The sequence below is a fragment of the Rhodopirellula europaea 6C genome, assembly GCF_000338295.1.
Classification (GTDB): Bacteria; Planctomycetota; Planctomycetia; order Pirellulales; family Pirellulaceae; genus Rhodopirellula; species Rhodopirellula europaea.
Window position 1 is genome coordinate 66,223 of record NZ_ANMO01000028.1, and the last position, 16,026, is coordinate 82,248.

Annotated in this window: 18 protein-coding genes; 14 read left to right on the top strand and 4 right to left on the bottom strand. The window is 54.9% G+C overall.

The window, feature by feature from the left end:
• Nucleotides 1–89 precede the first annotated feature (89 nt).
• Entirely contained in the window at nt 90–5,309 is a 5,220-nt protein-coding gene (locus RE6C_RS02630) for a PAS domain S-box protein (RefSeq protein ID WP_008653600.1), read from the bottom strand.
• A 552-nt stretch (nt 5,310–5,861) separates the two neighbouring features.
• Here RE6C_RS02630 and RE6C_RS02645 point away from each other — a divergent pair.
• The 4 genes from RE6C_RS02645 (at nt 5,862) to RE6C_RS02660 (ending at nt 7,392) form a co-directional block, all read left to right on the top strand.
• Complete coding sequence (locus RE6C_RS02645) at nt 5,862–6,041, top strand: hypothetical protein (RefSeq protein WP_008653605.1); 180 nt, start codon at nt 5,862–5,864, stop codon at nt 6,039–6,041.
• A gap of 78 nt (nt 6,042–6,119) precedes the next feature.
• Complete coding sequence (locus tag RE6C_RS02650) at nt 6,120–6,326, top strand: CsbD family protein (RefSeq protein WP_008653608.1); 207 nt, start codon at nt 6,120–6,122, stop codon at nt 6,324–6,326.
• A 138-nt stretch (nt 6,327–6,464) separates the two neighbouring features.
• Nucleotides 6,465–6,803, top strand: a complete 339-nt coding sequence (locus tag RE6C_RS02655; protein ID WP_008653609.1) for a cupin domain-containing protein — start codon at nt 6,465–6,467, stop codon at nt 6,801–6,803.
• A 145-nt stretch (nt 6,804–6,948) separates the two neighbouring features.
• Entirely contained in the window at nt 6,949–7,392 is a 444-nt protein-coding gene (locus RE6C_RS02660; RefSeq protein ID WP_039961025.1) for a GNAT family N-acetyltransferase, read from the top strand.
• Nucleotides 7,393–7,400: 8 nt separating this feature from the next.
• On the opposite strand, the gene RE6C_RS02665 is transcribed toward RE6C_RS02660, so the two are convergent.
• On the bottom strand, nt 7,401–8,996 hold the full coding sequence (locus RE6C_RS02665) for a tetratricopeptide repeat protein (protein WP_008653611.1): 1,596 nt from the start codon (nt 8,994–8,996) through the stop codon (nt 7,401–7,403).
• Between the two features lie 229 nt (nt 8,997–9,225).
• Here RE6C_RS02665 and RE6C_RS02675 point away from each other — a divergent pair, with 229 nt between their 5' ends.
• From RE6C_RS02675 to RE6C_RS02720, 10 genes are all read left to right on the top strand, one after another.
• The gene (locus RE6C_RS02675) at nt 9,226–10,437 is read left to right on the top strand and encodes a hypothetical protein (protein WP_008653615.1); all 1,212 of its coding nucleotides are present in this window, start codon (nt 9,226–9,228) and stop codon (nt 10,435–10,437) included.
• A 6-nt stretch (nt 10,438–10,443) separates the two neighbouring features.
• Entirely contained in the window at nt 10,444–10,638 is a 195-nt protein-coding gene (locus RE6C_RS02680; RefSeq protein ID WP_039961017.1) for a hypothetical protein, read from the top strand.
• Nucleotides 10,639–10,642: 4 nt separating this feature from the next.
• A complete protein-coding gene (locus tag RE6C_RS02685) occupies nt 10,643–11,020 on the top strand; it encodes a hypothetical protein (RefSeq protein WP_008653617.1) in 378 nt (125 codons plus the stop codon).
• Nucleotides 11,021–11,107: 87 nt separating this feature from the next.
• A complete protein-coding gene (locus RE6C_RS02690) occupies nt 11,108–11,809 on the top strand; it encodes a hypothetical protein (protein WP_008653624.1) in 702 nt (233 codons plus the stop codon).
• A 264-nt stretch (nt 11,810–12,073) separates the two neighbouring features.
• A complete protein-coding gene (locus RE6C_RS29785) occupies nt 12,074–12,241 on the top strand; it encodes a DUF1328 domain-containing protein (RefSeq protein ID WP_007327517.1) in 168 nt (55 codons plus the stop codon).
• 85 nt (nt 12,242–12,326) lie between these two features.
• Nucleotides 12,327–12,680 (top strand): hypothetical protein, encoded by a 354-nt coding sequence (locus RE6C_RS02700; RefSeq protein WP_008653625.1) that lies wholly within the window; start codon nt 12,327–12,329, stop codon nt 12,678–12,680.
• 18 nt (nt 12,681–12,698) lie between these two features.
• Entirely contained in the window at nt 12,699–12,998 is a 300-nt protein-coding gene (locus tag RE6C_RS02705) for a Rho termination factor N-terminal domain-containing protein (RefSeq protein WP_008653627.1), read from the top strand.
• A 46-nt stretch (nt 12,999–13,044) separates the two neighbouring features.
• Nucleotides 13,045–13,482 carry a hypothetical protein gene (locus RE6C_RS02710; RefSeq protein ID WP_008653628.1) on the top strand — a complete coding sequence of 146 codons (438 nt, stop codon included), beginning with the start codon at nt 13,045–13,047 and terminating at the stop codon, nt 13,480–13,482.
• A gap of 167 nt (nt 13,483–13,649) precedes the next feature.
• Nucleotides 13,650–14,012: a DoxX family protein gene (locus RE6C_RS02715; protein ID WP_236617897.1), complete on the top strand. Its 363-nt coding sequence runs from the start codon at nt 13,650–13,652 to the stop codon at nt 14,010–14,012.
• A complete protein-coding gene (locus RE6C_RS02720; RefSeq protein WP_008671961.1) occupies nt 14,005–14,721 on the top strand; it encodes a ZIP family metal transporter in 717 nt (238 codons plus the stop codon). Before RE6C_RS02715 ends, RE6C_RS02720 begins: the two co-directional genes overlap by 8 nt.
• A gap of 21 nt (nt 14,722–14,742) precedes the next feature.
• On the opposite strand, the gene RE6C_RS02725 is transcribed toward RE6C_RS02720, so the two are convergent.
• Together RE6C_RS02725 and RE6C_RS02730 are read right to left on the bottom strand one after the other, a co-directional pair.
• Entirely contained in the window at nt 14,743–14,925 is a 183-nt protein-coding gene (locus RE6C_RS02725; RefSeq protein ID WP_008653631.1) for a YqaE/Pmp3 family membrane protein, read from the bottom strand.
• 75 nt (nt 14,926–15,000) lie between these two features.
• Complete coding sequence (locus RE6C_RS02730) at nt 15,001–16,026, bottom strand: NADP-dependent oxidoreductase (protein ID WP_008653633.1); 1,026 nt, start codon at nt 16,024–16,026, stop codon at nt 15,001–15,003.

Sequence of the window (16,026 nt, forward strand, 5' to 3'; positions counted from 1 at the left end):
TTCCCGATCGCTTTTCATCGCATCGGCGGTAGGCGTGATGGTAGGCAGTTTGCGGTCTCGGCGTTGCAGTTCCGCGGTGGTTCGCAGGCTTAAGTCAGTTTGCTGACCAGGGCGACGAGCTTGGCAGCGTCAATCGGTTTGCTGAGGTAGTCGTTGCAGCCGGCTTTCAAGCACAGATTCATGTCGCCCTGCATCGCGTCCGCGGTCAGCGCGATGATCGGAGCATCGTAACCCAATTCGCGAAGTTTTTTTGCCGTCGCGTACCCATCTAACCTGGGCATCTGCATGTCCAGGATGATGACATCGGGCTGGCGTTTTGCCTTTATGCTCTCAATGATTTTGTCGACCGCTTGCAAGCCATCCTCGCATTCGTCAACGGTTGCACCGGCCTTGGTCAAGATACGTCGACTCAAGAATCGAATGTCGCGACGATCATCCACCACCAACGCGTGACAATTCAATTTGACGGCCGCCGTTGATGAATTCTCCGGTTCGTCCGCTAGTTTTGAATCGGGCTGAGAGTGATCCACCATCGCAACGCCTGTCACGTCGCCGGGGAACACACTCAGAGTGAATGTGCTGCCCACGCCCACTTTGCTTTGGAAGTGGATGGTGCCGCCCAGCATTTCTGCCAATCGTCGACTGATCGTCAGTCCCAGACCCGTTCCGCCGAAGGTCCGATTCACACTGGAATCTCCCTGCGAAAATGGCAGGAACAACTGCTCCTGTTGCTCATCCGTGATGCCGATCCCGGTGTCGATCACGTCAATGCATAGACGGACCGGATTGGGTTCCATTCGCACCACCAATCGGACATGGCCCTTCGGAGTGAATTTGATCGCGTTGCCAACCAAGTTGATCAAGACCTGTTTGAGCCGTTTCGCATCGGACTGAATCGATGCGGGGATTTGTTGGCCGTAGTCAACGGTCAGTTCCAGACCCGCTTCTTTGGCGCGGACTTCCATGATGCTTCGGACGTCTTCGATCAAATGAGCAGGATCAAAACGCTCTGATTGCACGTCGAGTTTGCCGGCTTCGATTTTGGACAAGTCCAAGATGTCGTTGATGATGTCCAACAGGTAATCGCCGTTTCGACGAATGGTCTGAAGATGATGCAGACCTTCGGCGTCTTGGATGATGTCTTGCAATAGCTCCGCGTATCCCAGAATCGCAGTCATAGGCGTACGGATTTCGTGGGACATGTTCGCCAGGAATGCACTCTTGGATGCGCTGGCTTCGTTGGCTCGTCGCTCGCTTTCTCGCAGAGTTTCCGCTTGTACGTGTTCCTGCGTTGAATCCCAGTTCACTCCGTACATCCGAGTGACGTTGCCGGACTTTCCGCGGACGACCTCGCCCATGCCAGTGATCCATCGCATTTCACCGTCCGGTCGGATGATGCGGAACTCATGCTCGTAGTCGTGGTTGCCTTCGATTGCTTCCTGCCAATGTCGCTTCAGAGCCGCCACATCATCGGGATGGGTCAGCGAGAAACAGAGTTCGGGACTGCCCTTTCGATCGTCCGTTACACCGAATAGCTCGTACATCTCCTTGGTCCAGTAGCTCTTCTTGGGCGTCCATTCCCAAGCCGCCATGCCACCGGCACGAAGTGCCATTTGCATCCGTCTCGACGCATTCTTTTTGGCTTGCTCCGAACGAACACGGTCGCTCACATCGCGAACAATGCCAACGTATCGGTGCTCACCAGACAACGATGTCTCACTGACCGACAAATCCAAACTGAAAGTGGACCCGTCTTTTCGCCGGCCGGTCACTTGGCGTTGTTGGCCGATGATGTGACTGTGACCTGTTTCTTCGTAGGTCTTCAGATAGCCGTCGTGCTCGCTGTGTTCCGGTTCGGGAATCAATACATTGATGTTGCTTCCGGTTAGTTCGTCGACTCCGTAACCAAAAATTTTGGCTGCGGCGATGTTGACGGAGTTGATGATTCCACGACGATCAATCGTGATGATGCCGTCCACCGCCGTGTTGAAAATGGCTTCCAACCGGACCGCGACTTCTTGCTGTTTCAATTCCGCTTTTTTGCGATCACGAATGTCGACTCCTGACGGAATCAGGTATTCGATGTTGCCGTCGTCATCAAATACTGGAGCGATCATAAAATCGATCAGCACTCCGTCGTCGCCGTGAGCAAACAAGGACACGTCGTATCGCACGGGTTCGCCCTTGAAAGCTCGGTCCATGGCGTCTCGCATCTGCTGGGCAACTTTTGGATCGTAGTTCCACCACGGTGCTTCATGGAACGGTTTGCCGATCACTTCGTGTCGATTGACTCTCGCGTACTCGAGGGATCGATCATCGACTTCTAACAGCAAGCCATTGCGATCGATCACACCAACCAGACCGAGTTGGTTGTTGATGACGCGGCGCAAGTGAGCTTCGCGGTCGGCCAATTCCAAACGGCTTTGCTTTTGATCGTGGATGTCGATGTTCATTCCGACCCAACGATTGACCGTTCCATCGGGACGACGTTGAGGTGCCGTGCGGACTTGGAACCATCGGTATTCGCCGTGGCGGTTTCGCAGGCGATATTCCATCACGAGCGGGCGATCTTTGGCGACCGCCTCTGTCCACACCTTTTGAGTCAATTCACGATCATCGGGATGAATCGCGTCGAGCCAGCCGAAGCCGAGCCATTGATCCAAGGTTTGTCCCGTGTATTCACGCCAACTTGGTGAATCAGAATCGGCGACACCATCCGTATTGGCGATCCAAACGATTTGAGCCGAGGCCCGGACGAGTGATTGAAACAGCTCTTCGCTTTCTCGGAGCTGCGTGACATCGGTGAAGGTGATCACGATGCCATCGTGATCGCCAGAGTGAGATTGATACGGCAACACACGACGGATGAACGCTTTGCCGGTGTTTGCAACGATCGTGTGTTCGACACCGTCCTCTTTGATCAGTTGTTCCCAATTGGGAAGCGGCGGCATGTCACGCACGTTGGGAACGATTTGCGTGAGCGGTCGACCCACGTCGGTCGCAATCAAACCATAGATTTCCGTCGCCGCGGGGGTAAAACTTCGAATCGACAGATCATCGTCCAGGAAGATCGTTGCGATTCGTGTGCTGCGCAGAAGGTTCTGCAAATCCGCATTGGCCCGGGCAACCGCTTCACTGCTGCTGCGGATTTCCTCTTTGGAGATCTCCAGCATTTCATTGGCCGTTTGCAGACCTTGGTTCATCGCGAGAAGTTCGTTGTACGACGAGGTCAGCTCCTCGTTGGTGGCCTCCATTTCTTGAATTGATCGATCGAGGTCATCTCGGGTCGTGGCAAGTTCTCGTTCGAGTTGTTCAATCCCTTTTTGAGCTTGGGGATCCGCGGTGCTTGATTGATCGGAACCGGCTGAATCATTTGTGGGCGAATTCGAAGGCGATACGGGAGGACCCAAGTCCTGAAACGCCACCATGAACAACTCGGTTTCGTGACCGAGTTGCATCATCGGTTGAATCGTCAACTTGACGTGCTGTTCACCGCTGTCACTGATGATTGTTAGGTCATCACGAACCACTCGTCGGCGATTTGCCTTGGCTTCCGCGAATGCACCACGAAGGCCGATTCGCAGATTGATGTGAGCCATCTTGATCAAGTTGTTCTGATGCAAACCTTCGCCAGCGGAAAGATACGGGCTGGTATCAGCTAGTGAGCAGACGACTTTGCCATCGACGTCAACGACCACCGCTTTGGGAGCAAATTCATCGAGGATGATTCGCTGCAGCACCTGGTGGATTTCTTTTGTGTCTTCCTCGTTGGGAACGATCGCAGCAGCCTGGGCGGCCTCGACGGCGCTTACAAAACCTCGTGAGTCGCCAATCACGGCGACCGTCTCGGTTCCCTTCCGCTGGTTGATCCGATGGTCTGCGTCGACGGTGCGAAACAGTTCGTCGTGCGACGAAATCGATTCGCTCGGACCAAGAAACAGGTACCCGTTGGGACGCAATGCGTAATGGAAAAGCGGGATCAGCTTTTTCTGAAGGTGCGGACCCAAATAGACCAGCAGGTTGCGGCAGGAGATCAAATCCTGTCGTGAGAATGGAGCGTCGCTGATGAGGTTGTGCAGCGAGAACAAGATCGACTCGCGCAAATTGCGTTTGGCGTGATAGCGTTTGCCGCGTTTGACGAAGAATTGTTTCAGCCGGGCCTCGGAAATGCTATCGGCAATTCCAAGTGGATAGATACCTTGTCGAGCGATGGCCAAAGCATGCTCGTCAATATCGCTGGCGATGATCTGAAACGTTGGCAGTGATTCGTTTGTACGATCGTCGCCCCACTGCGTTTTCAGACGGTCCAGGTGTTCGTAGCAAAGGATTGCCAGCGAGTAGGCTTCTTCTCCGGTGGCGCAACCAGGCACCCAGATTCGAACCGGATCGTTGGAAGTGCGACCTTCAAACAGTCGCGGGATCACTTCGTCAGCCAAGCTCTCGAACGAGTCAGGATCGCGGAAGAACGCGGTGATCCCGATCAACAATTCGCGAAAAAGGTTTTGCGTTTCATCTTGGTCATCGCGTAAACGCTCTGAGTAGGTCGCGACATCGGAGATTTGCAGGATCTGCATCCGCCGCAAAATTCGTCGAGTCAGCGTCGCGGTCTTGTAGTGCTTGAAATTGTGCTTGGTCGCGTTGTAGAGCACGTCGGCGATTTCCGGGATCGACCGTTCGATCTCGTCCAGCATCGATTCACGCGTCAGGTTATTGGATTGCTGTTTCCGATAAGCGACGTAGTCATTCAATTCATTCGCGATTTCTTCGGGCGTGAGGACGTGGTCCGCCACGCCGGTCGTCGCCGCATGTCGCGGCATGGAATCGAATTGTGCCGAAGACGCTAATTGGGTGAACGTCATGCCACCAGCATCGCTGATCGATTTCAGCCCGAGCGTCCCGTCGGTGCCCATGCCGGAGAGAATCACGCCGACGCCCTGCTCGCCCTGTGTCTCGGCGATGGAATGAAAAAAGTGATCGATTGGCGTTGAGGAGGTTTCTTCGGTGGCCGGTTTCAGCATCAACCGCGAACCGCTGCTGATCGATAGCAAGCTGTTTGGAGGACAGATGTAGACCGTGTTCGGTCGAATGAGTTGGCGAGACTTCAGTTCGACGACCGGCAGCGATGTGGCATTCGCAAGTTGAACGAGCCGCGACGCTTGCAATTCCGATGCATCGTGGGCGACGAACACCACCGCCATGTCGGGCGAATCACCCAACGACGCTAGTAGTTCTTGCAGTGCCTCCATCCCGCCCGCGGCAGCTCCCACGCCGACGACCAGAGGTTTGGATTTCGGTTGTGGATCGCTCAATGGAAACGTGTCTCCCGTCCCGCGAACACCGTTGACTGGCAGTTCAGACTTGGGCCGGTAGGGGCAATTGGCATGGTCTTGGAGCGTTGAGGTTCAGAATGCATCGAAACCTTTCCAATAACCTCGCGATGCGAATGACCGAATGGTTCTGATTGGAAGCGACAAGCCCGTTTGGGTCAATCGATCGAGGGCCGCAAATGACGCATACGCGGCTCGATTCAATCCATTTTGTAATCGAAGACTACCACTGTAGGCGGATGGGCACTCGGCTGTTGCCGCTGATCAATTTCCGATCAATCGACCAGTGATGAAAGAAACCCGATCGAGACCACGAAAACATTCGTTTCCGTTTCGAAAACCGCGGTCCTGCGCAAATCGCAACGGCTGAGCGTGGGAAGGACTGGTTGGATTCGCTCAAAGAGCAGCTTGTGGTTTGAGCAAACGATTTTGGCACTGCATTCGCGTTGGCTGAGCATGCTTCCGAGACGCCGTCGTTGCACTGAGTGACAGGTTGCCTCGATGTCATCTACTCGCATGCCGAAAGGGCCAACCATGAGACAGCCACGTGACGTCATCCACTTTCTATTGCTAACCGCAGCCCTGGTCGCTGGCTTCGTCGTGTCCGGATGCGATAGCAAAGAAACCGTCTTGGACGTCGAAACGCCAGACGGTGGCGTGGAAGTGAACCGCGATATCGACGACGGAAGTTTGAGCGTCGACGTGGAAGAGTAGAGATCAGCAGCAGAAATCAACAACTTCGCAAGCGGCGATTGTTTGCGAACGTTGGCACCATCAATCTTCAGGAGAAATGTGATGAATTGGGATCAAATCGAAGGCAAGTGGAAACAACTCAAGGGCCAAGCTCAACAACAGTGGGGCGACCTGACTGACGACGATCTGGATCGCGTTGACGGAAAACGCGAAGAGCTCGTTGGAGTCGTTCAGGAACGATACGGACTGGCGAAGGACGAAGCAGAAAAGCAGGTTCAGCAGTTCGAAAGCTCTTGCAATTGTTAAGCGAGTTTGGGGCCGCACGAAAGAGCAGCCTCTCCAACGTTCGCATGAATTCAATCGGGTCGCGTCGACTTGCATCGACGGCGACCCTTTTTCCGTGTTTTTACCACACGTCGTAAAACAAAGATCAATTGGCTAGCAATGGACATTCCGCAAATCAAAACTAGTTCCGACGCTGGACAAGGAGCGATGGGACAGATCTATCTCGCCACCGGAAAGCAAGTCGCACTTCGACGATGGGAGGAAAGCCCCGGTGGATTCAGCAAGCCGACCACCCGTGAATACGAAGTGGTTGGATATCTGCTGCAAGGCGTTTTGGAACTTGAGTTGGATGGCGGAACGGCCAAGATGGATGTCGGGGACTCTTGGTTGGTGCCCGCCGGAGCCAATCATCGCTACCGAGTGATCGAACCCATCGTCGCGATCGAAGCGACCAGCCCGCCCGCACGCTTTGGCAATCGTGATCAACCGGCCGGATAAATCTGTCGGCAATGAACCGCCGCGATTGTCGGCTGAGTGAACCTGAAGGCTGCCGCTGGTATCTTGGATTGGTTGAGACACTGACCTTTTGCTCTTCATCGTTCATGGCGAACGTTGCGGGCCATTCGCCAATCCAAATTCGACCATGGCCATCCGATACCACACCGACGTGAAGTTAGACTCGGACGAGTTCATCGATTTGCTCAAACGATCCACTTTGGCCGAACGCCGTCCGGTAGAAGATGAGTCACGAATCAAGGAAATGCTGGCTCATGCGGACGTGCTGGTCACCGCGCATTGGATCGATGACTCAGCAGCGGTGGATCCAAAAGTGACTGGCCGGCTGGTCGGCGTATCGCGAGCCATCACGGATTACGCCTACTGCACGTATCTATCGGATCTGGCCGTTGATTCGGACTATCAGGGCCGGGGCATCGGACGCGAATTGATCCGGCTGACTCACGAAGTCGCGGGGCATCAGACCCGGCTCATCTTGTTGTCTGCACCGGCAGCCGAGAGTTACTACCCGCATGTTGGTATGCAGCCGCACCATTCGTGCTGGATGATCCCGCCAAGCGATGAAGGCTGAGCAGATGTCTAGCGTTTGAAGCCGATCAAGAATCCGACTTCAGAACGCTCGGTGTCAAAGTCTTCGTTGTCCGAGGCGAATCGGTCGTGGCCGGCCACGGCTGAGAGTGAAAGTTGTTCGGTGAGTTGATAGCTCAGCTTCCCGTGCACTCGCCAAAAGATCTCATCGCGGCCAATCGGATCGGTGAAGTCGGGGTAGTTGCGATAGCCCACACCCCAGGTCGGAGTGAACTTCCAGCGGTCGCTGATTTGCCAGTCCGTGGAACCATGCAGATTGATCGAGAGATAGCGGTAGTCGTCACCTTTGGTGTTTGCATATTCCAGGTCGGTTCCCAATGCGACCATCGGCAAGGCTTCCCAGTTGGTTCGCTTGAAGTGGCTGGCACCGAACGTCAGTGTTGTTCCATCGAGTGATGTCTGCGTGGGCGTCGCGCCGTCGTCTTCGAAATTGGATTGGGCAATCGTGGTGTACCCATACCAAGCGTTCAAATCCGGACGGATCACGGTGAACGATGCCGTTCCCGCGTGGCGGTCACCGACCTGATTGCCATCGAAGAAGTCGTTGGAAAACACGTATTCCATTCGGCCGATCACTTCGTTTTCGCCAAACAGAAAGTCACGTTCCGCAAACGCACCCGGTTGGAAACTGGCCAAGTTGAATTCTTGGAACTGACTTTCGTTGGCCGTGAAGTAGCCGCGAAACATCAGGCCCGCACGAGTGTTTTCGCGGCGGATCAATTTCCAATCCATGTCGGGACTGGCGAACCACTGAAAGCTGGCTTGTTCGTCTTGTGCGAGATCGCGGCTGATCGGTGTCAGAGTGACGTTGGTGTTGTACAGCAATCCCGTTTCCAAAAAGATTCGGAACGGGCTGGTCGGTGATTCCGCTTGGCTTTCAAGTTGCCTCAATCGATTTTCGAGATCGTCAGAACCGTCGAAGGTTTGAATCTCGTACCCGACTGTTTGGGTCGGAACGTCATCGAAATTTGGCGGGTTGGGAAGCTGGCTGGCTTGAGCCACATTGGCCGGATCGGACGTCATCCAATCCATCGCCGATGATCCGGCGGCGGGCGTGTTTGCCCTTGGGGCGGCAAGTTGCGCCAAGGCAGGAGCGGGAGCTTCAATGCCCATCGCTCGGACTTGATCGGCATAGCTGCTTGACGGAGCGATCTTCAGTACTTCCGTCAGGTGAGACCGAGCCGCCTCGGGACGCGACAAGTCATTGAGCAATTGTCCGAGGTCGAAGTGAGCAGCAGCGTTGAATGGGTCGAGCTCCAATGCTTTGCGAGTTGATTCGACCGAGGAGTCCACATCACCGAGTGCTTTTTGCATTCGGCCGAGTGTCCGCCAGGAATCGGAGTGGTTGGGGTTGCTGGCAACTTTCTGTTGCAGCATCTTCAGCATTCGCAGCTGGGCCGGGCTGGGCTGAGCAACGTACGTGTCTTGGGCGGGTGTGCTGGCAGTCTCGGGCGAATCTGAATTCTGCGATGCCGGTGCGAATCCGGCGTTCGCGAAATCCTGGGCTGTCGCGATGCAGTGGACGGGGAACAGACCCACCCAGGCGGTCAAAGCGAGAACTCGGAGATGGCCGTTGAGGTCGTTCATGCAGGGATTGAGCGAGTGCTGCCTAGTTGAGTCGTCAAACGGATGTCATCACGAAATGTGTTGTGAATCCATCTAGAAACTGACGTCTTGGATTGCGTAGTTTGCACCCGGTTAAAGAGTGAACGTCCGTTCGCTCGTGATTGGTATCAATTGACGCTGCCCGGTTGCCACCCCGATTCACGATGGTCGTGCTGAGGATGTGATAGAAGCTGAGCGTCAGGAAATTCACATGGAGTTGAACTCACGGATGAAACGTCACTCAAAGAAAGCCTTGGCAATCGCATGCATGCTGTGCACCGGTGGAAGTGTCCAGGCTCAAGGATTGGACGGAGCCCTTTCACGTGTTCGCGGCCAAGTGCAACAGAACGTGCAAACCCAAGTTCAACAGCGCGTCCAAGCTCGTGTTCAGAGCCAAGTTCAAGCGAATGTGCAGAGCCAGGTTCAACAACGCATTCAAGCGAATGTTGCCAATGGCGTCCAAGCTCGCGTCGGAAACCAAATCGAAGCCGCTGCCCAAACCGCCGCCGCTTTGGCCGTTCGTGCTCAAGCCCGGGCCAACGCGGCTGCTGATCGTGCATCGCGAACCAACGTCGATGCCAACGCGGACGTTCGAGTCAACCTGAATGCGAACGCCAACGTCGCCGGATCGCAATCGCGAACTTCCGCCGGGTTGGCATCGTCCGCACGACTTTCTTCAAGTCCGATCCAAATCAGCGTTGCTGAAGTTCAGGCTTACGATTCGGTCTTTGGTCAGTTCAACCCACTTCGCACGTCGGCTGTTCTGAACACTGCCGCCGCCGTTCGTCAGAACGCGACGGCACAAACCGCAAACGGCCCATCATCGAGCGAAGCAAAACCAAGCTCGACTGGACCGACCAGCACACCATCGCAAAGCCCATCGACACCGGAAGCGAATGCCCCTGAGTCGACCGAAGCATCTGGCATCGCCGGATCGACTTTCAGTGGCGCGTTCAGCCAAGTCGCTCAAGGTCAAGCTGGTGCTTCCAACGGGCAATCGGTTCGCGGAGCTGCACAAGGTGCCGGAAACTTCGGAATCGCCGGAGTGTTGGCATCCAACGTCGACTTCTCGACGATGATCGCGGTTGCCGCTCGTCAACGCCAAGCCGAAATCGCTCAGATACGTGACCAAGCATTGGCGTCAGCCAACGCGGAGTTGATGGCACAAGCGGATGCAATGGAAACTCGTTTGAATGCGTTTGCATTGGCTCAACAAGAAGCCATGGCTGCAACGCAAAGCAACGTTCAGTCATTCCAAGCAAACGCTGCCAGCCGAGTGGGATCCGCCGCGACTGTGAACGCGAGCGGTTCCGTTCAAGGCCAAGCCACCGCAAACGGTGCTGGACAAGCGGCTGCGTCCGCTGCCGGTCAAGCCGAAGCGTCCGCCGCGAGCACCACGAACTCAAACGGCACGATTCGCTAGTCGCCTTTGGCCGGTATTTCGGTCGACATCACGATTGATTTTGAAGGCGGGAGTTCAGCTCTCGCCTTTTTTGTTGCGCTGATCGAAATCGCTTTCGTTGGTACGCAACTTGCCTCAGTGAATGCCGAACTCCCGCGACTTGCGGGTATTGAAAAATCCGCCTCCCCCGCAAGGGCGGCACGCCTTTCACTCAAGGATTAGAACCATGAAATCGATCACAGCATTTTTGTTGGCCGCCTGCATGATGGTTGCCGTTGGTTGCGACGAGTCCGCTTTTGACCAAGAAGCAGACGCGATCCGCGATGCAACTCAGCAGCAAGCCGAAGACATTCGCGATGCGTCGCAAAACACCGCGGAAAACATCCGCGATCAAGCTCAGCAAAAGGCCGAGAACATCCGGGATCAAGCTGAAAACGCTCCGGAAGCCACGGAAGACGCAGCCGAAGACCGAGCTGATATGATTGAAGAACGCGGCGAAACCAAGGCAGACCAAAAGGAATCGCTTGGCGAAAAGAAAGCTGACGCGTTGGAAGAAGCCGGCGAAAACAAAGCGGATCAACTAGAAGAAGTTGAGGTTGAATGATCGACCACCGACTCGGTGGATTGAAACATTCCAATGCTTGGTGGTCGTTTGGCCACCAAGCATTTTTTTATTTGAGCACGCAATTAAATGAACCTTCCCTTTCGATCTCGTTCCCGACTTGTTTTGGCGGTCGTCGCAGTGTTGCTGGTTGCGGTGAGCGTGACATTCGCCTTTCTATCCTTCAGTTCGGTCGAGCACCTGGCCACCGGATCAGCCGAAAAAACAATCCTGATTGATTGTGATTTCGACAAGTTTCGCCAGATCATGGTGCGGAAAAACGCAACCGCAGCAATCGTGGGTCAATCCGGAATGACATTGATCGATGAGAGCGTGGAGGATTTGCAGGTCGATACCAGCCAAGACGATCGACCGCTTCTGAATGCGATCCGAGGTCAATCAAAAGCCGAAGTTCAGGCAGTCAAAAAGCTTCGTGTGAGTTTGAGTGACCCGCACATCGACGCGGATGAATTGACGCTGCGACAACGAGCCGACATTCAGCCCGAATCCATGAGTGTTGTCACCCAATCGATTGCCGCCGCAGCGAACTTGGAATCCTACAAGACGACGCTGGATGCTCGACCGGAGGGTAACCAAACCGAAGTCACCCTGTCGGTCGCACTGGATGTTTTGGTCACGGTCCCGAAAGCCTTTGTGGGGCGTGCTGATCGCGAGGTCCAGCAGTCGGCTGCCAGTGGTGTGGATGAACAAGCCAATGGCCTGAAGCGGTTCGTCGCCGAGCACGCTGGTAAAAGATTCATTCTTCCTGAACTCGGTCGTGGATCGGATTGATCCCATCGCGGTCGTATTGTTCTCAGTTCAGATCAGCGATCTTAGATCGTGGTTGATTATGGCGCGGCGTGCATCGTTGGCGATCAAAAATGTCCGCTTGAGCGACTGCACAGCATGCTAAGGCAGCTCTTTTTCCTCTTCTGAAACAATTATCGATCGGCGAGATCCGATTCGGCACGGTAATCGCTTTCGCTTAGGTTTCGTTCGCAAAGGTCACGGTGTTCGTGTTCGCGAAAAACTAAATTGAAATCTGAGGAGAATACTATGTTGGGTTGGGCTTTGACGTTTTTGGTAATCGCTTTGATCGCTGCCGCATTGGGCTTTGGTGGACTGGCCGGTACTGCCGCTATGGTCGCGAAAGTCTTGTTTGTTGTGTTCTTGGTTCTGTTTGTCCTCGGATTGGTCATGGGCCGTCGCGGACCAACTGTCTGATCCACGGGTTCCACATCACGTGACGCTTGACGGGCTGTTGTAAACGGCCCTTTTGCATCATCAGTCAGGAATCAGGAATAGAAAAATGAATCAGGAACTGAACCCACAGATCGAGCAAGCGTTGGATGAGCTTGCTGAATTGGTTTGTCAATCGCTCCAAAGCGAAGGCGAGATGCTTGTCGAGCGACAAGATGCTTTGCTGAAAACATTGGTCATGAGCGGTCATACATGGAAGTCCGAACGGACTGTCGTGGAAGAAGTCGAACGCCGGGTTAAGGATCGATGCGGCGAGCAGGCCATGCACCGTGGCGGAGCATTGACCGCTTTGACCGCGAGACTTGGAGAGAAGCTTCAATCGATCCAACGTTGGGAATCAAAGTCCCCATCCGATGATCACGCGTCCAAGCCCGCCAACATCAGTTCCGCAACCGACGCGTGATGCGTCTGAGGTGAAACAATGGCTGAGTGGACTGACAAAGATCGTCGCCAATACGAGCACATCAAAGACAACGAACTGGACCGTGGCCATTCGGAAGAAGATGCGGAAGAGATCGCTGCTCGTACGGTGAACAAGCAACGTCGAAAAGAGGAACGCACACCGAACCAAACCACTCAAGGGACGGGAAATCCAAACACGTCTCTGGAAGGCCGGACGGTGGACGAATTACATAACCTTGCGTCTGAACTCGAGATCGAGGGACGTAGCAAGATGAACAAGTCGGATTTGATCCAGGCAGTTCGCAGTAAGCGGTCTTAAACGCTCGTCGCGAACAATCTTAAAATCTCCACATAAGGAAATCGAAATGTCGACGGAAACGAGCGTGGCTCACGAAGCGGATTGGACCCGCGTTCGCTCAGCGGTGTGCAATCGCTGGCCACAGATTAGCGAAGAGGAATTGTCCAAGTGCCCAAACGAGGCGGAATGGATGATTGAATTTGTCAAAGGTCGCGTGGATACATCGCGAGATGAAATCGAATCGGTCGTCCGCGAATTCGCTCCGCAGGAATCGATGGCGGATCGTCTCAGCCACACCGCCGAAGATTCCGTCCGCAAAGCGAGCGAGTCCGCTCGATTCGCCGTCATGCGAGCCGACGAGTGCATTGCCGAACGTCCGACCCAATCGGTTCTGGCAAGCTTCGTTGCAGGAGCTCTCGTCGGTGTCACCGTCACCGCATTGTGGTGCCGCCAAAACCGTGAACCGAGTCGGTGGGAACACTTCAAGACTCGAACCTGGGGCTGATCCGGTTTGGTGATGCAGCCAGCCTATCGTATTATGCGGCGAAGTTTCATCGCTTCGCTGCAGAACCCCGATCGGGGTAAAAAAGCTTTCAACAACCGACGAAGTGAGTTATGTCGAAATTTCACTCCTCACTTCGTCGGTTACTGTATGTCTTGAGATCGGTTTGCTTGTGGCTGACCGCCGGACTTTTCATTTTAGCGGGACTCAATCACTTCATCTCGCCCGATTTCTATATCCAGATGATCCCGGATGGCTGGCCGCAACCCAGGTGGCTCGTCTTTGTTTCAGGGTTCTTTGAGATTCTCGGCGGGGCTGGCCTGCTCCTTCAGCGGCTTCGTAAAGCCGCCGGCTATGGTTTGATCGCGTTGTTGATTGCCGTCTTCCCGGCCAACGTGCACATGGCAATGCATGCGGATCGCTATGATGCGTTTTCACAGACGGGACTGATCGCTCGGCTGCCCTTGCAAGCAGTGTTGATTGCACTGGTTTGGTGGGTGGCTTGTTCGAAAAGGAAGCATGACGTTGAATGAATTGGCTCAGGTTCTATTGCTGACCACGATGGCCGGATCCGCCATTCCACTCGGTGGTATTTTCGCGAAGATCGAAAAGATCTCGCCGGAGTGGTTGGAGACGGAATTTCGTCACAGCGTCATCGCGTTCGGAGGCGGCGTGCTGATCTCCGCGGTTGCGTTGGTGTTGGTTCCCGAGGGAATCAAAGAGCTGTCACTTCCCTGGATCATTTTCGCGTTCGTGTTGGGAGGGCTCGCGTTCTGGGGCCTGGAAACGCTCCTGGATCGTTCGAAGAGCTCCATGGCTCAGTTGGTCGCGATGCTATCGGACTTCGTCCCGGAGGCGGTTGCACTGGGAGCCGCGTTTGCGACGGGTGAAGGTGCGGGAATGCTGCTCGCCGTCTTGATTGGACTTCAGAATCTGCCCGAGGGTTTCAACGCGTATCGCGAGTTGGATTCATCGTCCAAGCTGAAAGGGTGGAAGCTCATCGCTTGTTTGGCGGCCTGCGTTCCACTCGGCCCGCTCGCGGGTTGGGTTGGCTATCAATATCTTGCCAGCTTTCCTCGCGTGGTCGACTTCATCATGTTATTCGCGGCCAGCGGCATCTTGTATCTCACGTTTCAAGATCTCGCTCCGCAAGCGAGGATCGAAAACCAGCGGGCACCGGCGATCGGAGCCGTTTTCGGTTTTCTGCTCGGGCTGATCGGCCACGTGCTGCTGGAGGGATGATCTGCGATCGCTTCGCACAGCTCAGGAAAGACGCGAAAGTCCGGGCGGTCGTGAGGCCATGATGTAGAGCGAATACAGCAGGCCAGGCACGAACCCGAGCAGCGTCAAGATCACGCTGATCCAAAAGTAATGTCCCACACCGAACTGCATGTAAACCGCGACCGGTGGAAGGAGAAAGACCAGTAGGAGTCGAATGAAGTTCATGGGTACATTCCTCAGTGGATAGATTGAGATTTCTTTGCGAGGTGCCTGCCATCCTTGGCAGTCTCGATGTCGAGATCAGTTCAGGCGGACCAGTTGTTTCCCAAGGTTGTCGCCTTCGAACAGCCCGATGAATGCATCAGGTGCATTTTCGATGCCGTCCGTGACGGACTCTTCCCAGACGACTTTGTCTTGCTGGATGAGCGTCGCCATGTCCGACACAAATTCGTCCTTGGCATCCATGTGATCGCGGACGATGAATCCTTGGATTCGCAGTCGCTTGGCAATCACCTTGAACATGTTTCGAGGTGCCGCGGGAGCTTCGGTTGCGTTGTAGGTCGCAATCATGCCGCATTCGACGCAGCAGCCAAAGTCGTTCATGTTGTCGATGGCGGCTTCGAGGTGATCGCTGCCGACATTGTCAAAGTACACGTCGATGCCGTCAGGAGCATGCTTGGCGAGTTCTTCGCTGAGGTTGTCAACTTCTTTGTAGTTGATGACCGCATCGATGCCGGTTTTGTCCTTGAGCCACTGGATCTTTTCCTGTTTGCCGGCACTGCCGATCACGCGACAATCCATGGCTTTGGCCAATTGGCAAACGATGGAACCGACGGCCCCGGACGCCGCTGAAACGAAGACGGTGCTGCCTTCCTTTAGCTGAGCGATCTTGTGCAGCCCCACCCAGGCGGTCATTCCTGTCATGCCGAGGGCACCCAGGAAGGCTTGGGGAGGCGCGATGTTGGGATCGATCTTTGTGACTCCCTCGCCGTTGGAGCTCCAGTATTCACGCCAACCTAGGTTGCCGAGGACCATGTCGCCTTCCTCGAAGTCAGCATTCTGCGATTGAATCACTTCACCAATGCAGCCGCCCTCGAGCGGCTCATCGATTTGAAAGGGAGGAACGTAGCTGTCGGTGTCCTTCATGCGCCCTCGCATGTATGGGTCGACGGACATCCATTGGTTCTTCACCAGGATCTCGCCGTCTTTGACGGGGCCTACCTCCGCCGTTCTCATTTCGAAATTCGATTGTCGCGGCATCCCATCCGGACGCGACACCAATTCGATTTGCTTGGACTGGACCGCTTTGCTTGTTGCAGTGCTCAT

Coding starts and splice junctions, on each gene's coding strand:
- RE6C_RS02705 (WP_008653627.1), top strand. CDS start 12,699: ATGGCTGAGTGGACTGACAAAGATCGTCGCCAATACGAGCACATCAAA.
- RE6C_RS02710 (WP_008653628.1), top strand. CDS start 13,045: ATGTCGACGGAAACGAGCGTGGCTCACGAAGCGGATTGGACCCGCGTT.
- RE6C_RS02730 (WP_008653633.1), bottom strand. CDS start 16,026: ATGAGCACTGCAACAAGCAAAGCGGTCCAGTCCAAGCAAATCGAATTG.
- RE6C_RS02675 (WP_008653615.1), top strand. CDS start 9,226: ATGGAGTTGAACTCACGGATGAAACGTCACTCAAAGAAAGCCTTGGCA.
- RE6C_RS02665 (WP_008653611.1), bottom strand. CDS start 8,996: ATGAACGACCTCAACGGCCATCTCCGAGTTCTCGCTTTGACCGCCTGG.
- RE6C_RS02690 (WP_008653624.1), top strand. CDS start 11,108: ATGAACCTTCCCTTTCGATCTCGTTCCCGACTTGTTTTGGCGGTCGTC.
- RE6C_RS02685 (WP_008653617.1), top strand. CDS start 10,643: ATGAAATCGATCACAGCATTTTTGTTGGCCGCCTGCATGATGGTTGCC.
- RE6C_RS29785 (WP_007327517.1), top strand. CDS start 12,074: ATGTTGGGTTGGGCTTTGACGTTTTTGGTAATCGCTTTGATCGCTGCC.
- RE6C_RS02700 (WP_008653625.1), top strand. CDS start 12,327: ATGAATCAGGAACTGAACCCACAGATCGAGCAAGCGTTGGATGAGCTT.
- RE6C_RS02725 (WP_008653631.1), bottom strand. CDS start 14,925: ATGAACTTCATTCGACTCCTACTGGTCTTTCTCCTTCCACCGGTCGCG.
- RE6C_RS02660 (WP_039961025.1), top strand. CDS start 6,949: ATGGCCATCCGATACCACACCGACGTGAAGTTAGACTCGGACGAGTTC.
- RE6C_RS02645 (WP_008653605.1), top strand. CDS start 5,862: ATGAGACAGCCACGTGACGTCATCCACTTTCTATTGCTAACCGCAGCC.
- RE6C_RS02655 (WP_008653609.1), top strand. CDS start 6,465: ATGGACATTCCGCAAATCAAAACTAGTTCCGACGCTGGACAAGGAGCG.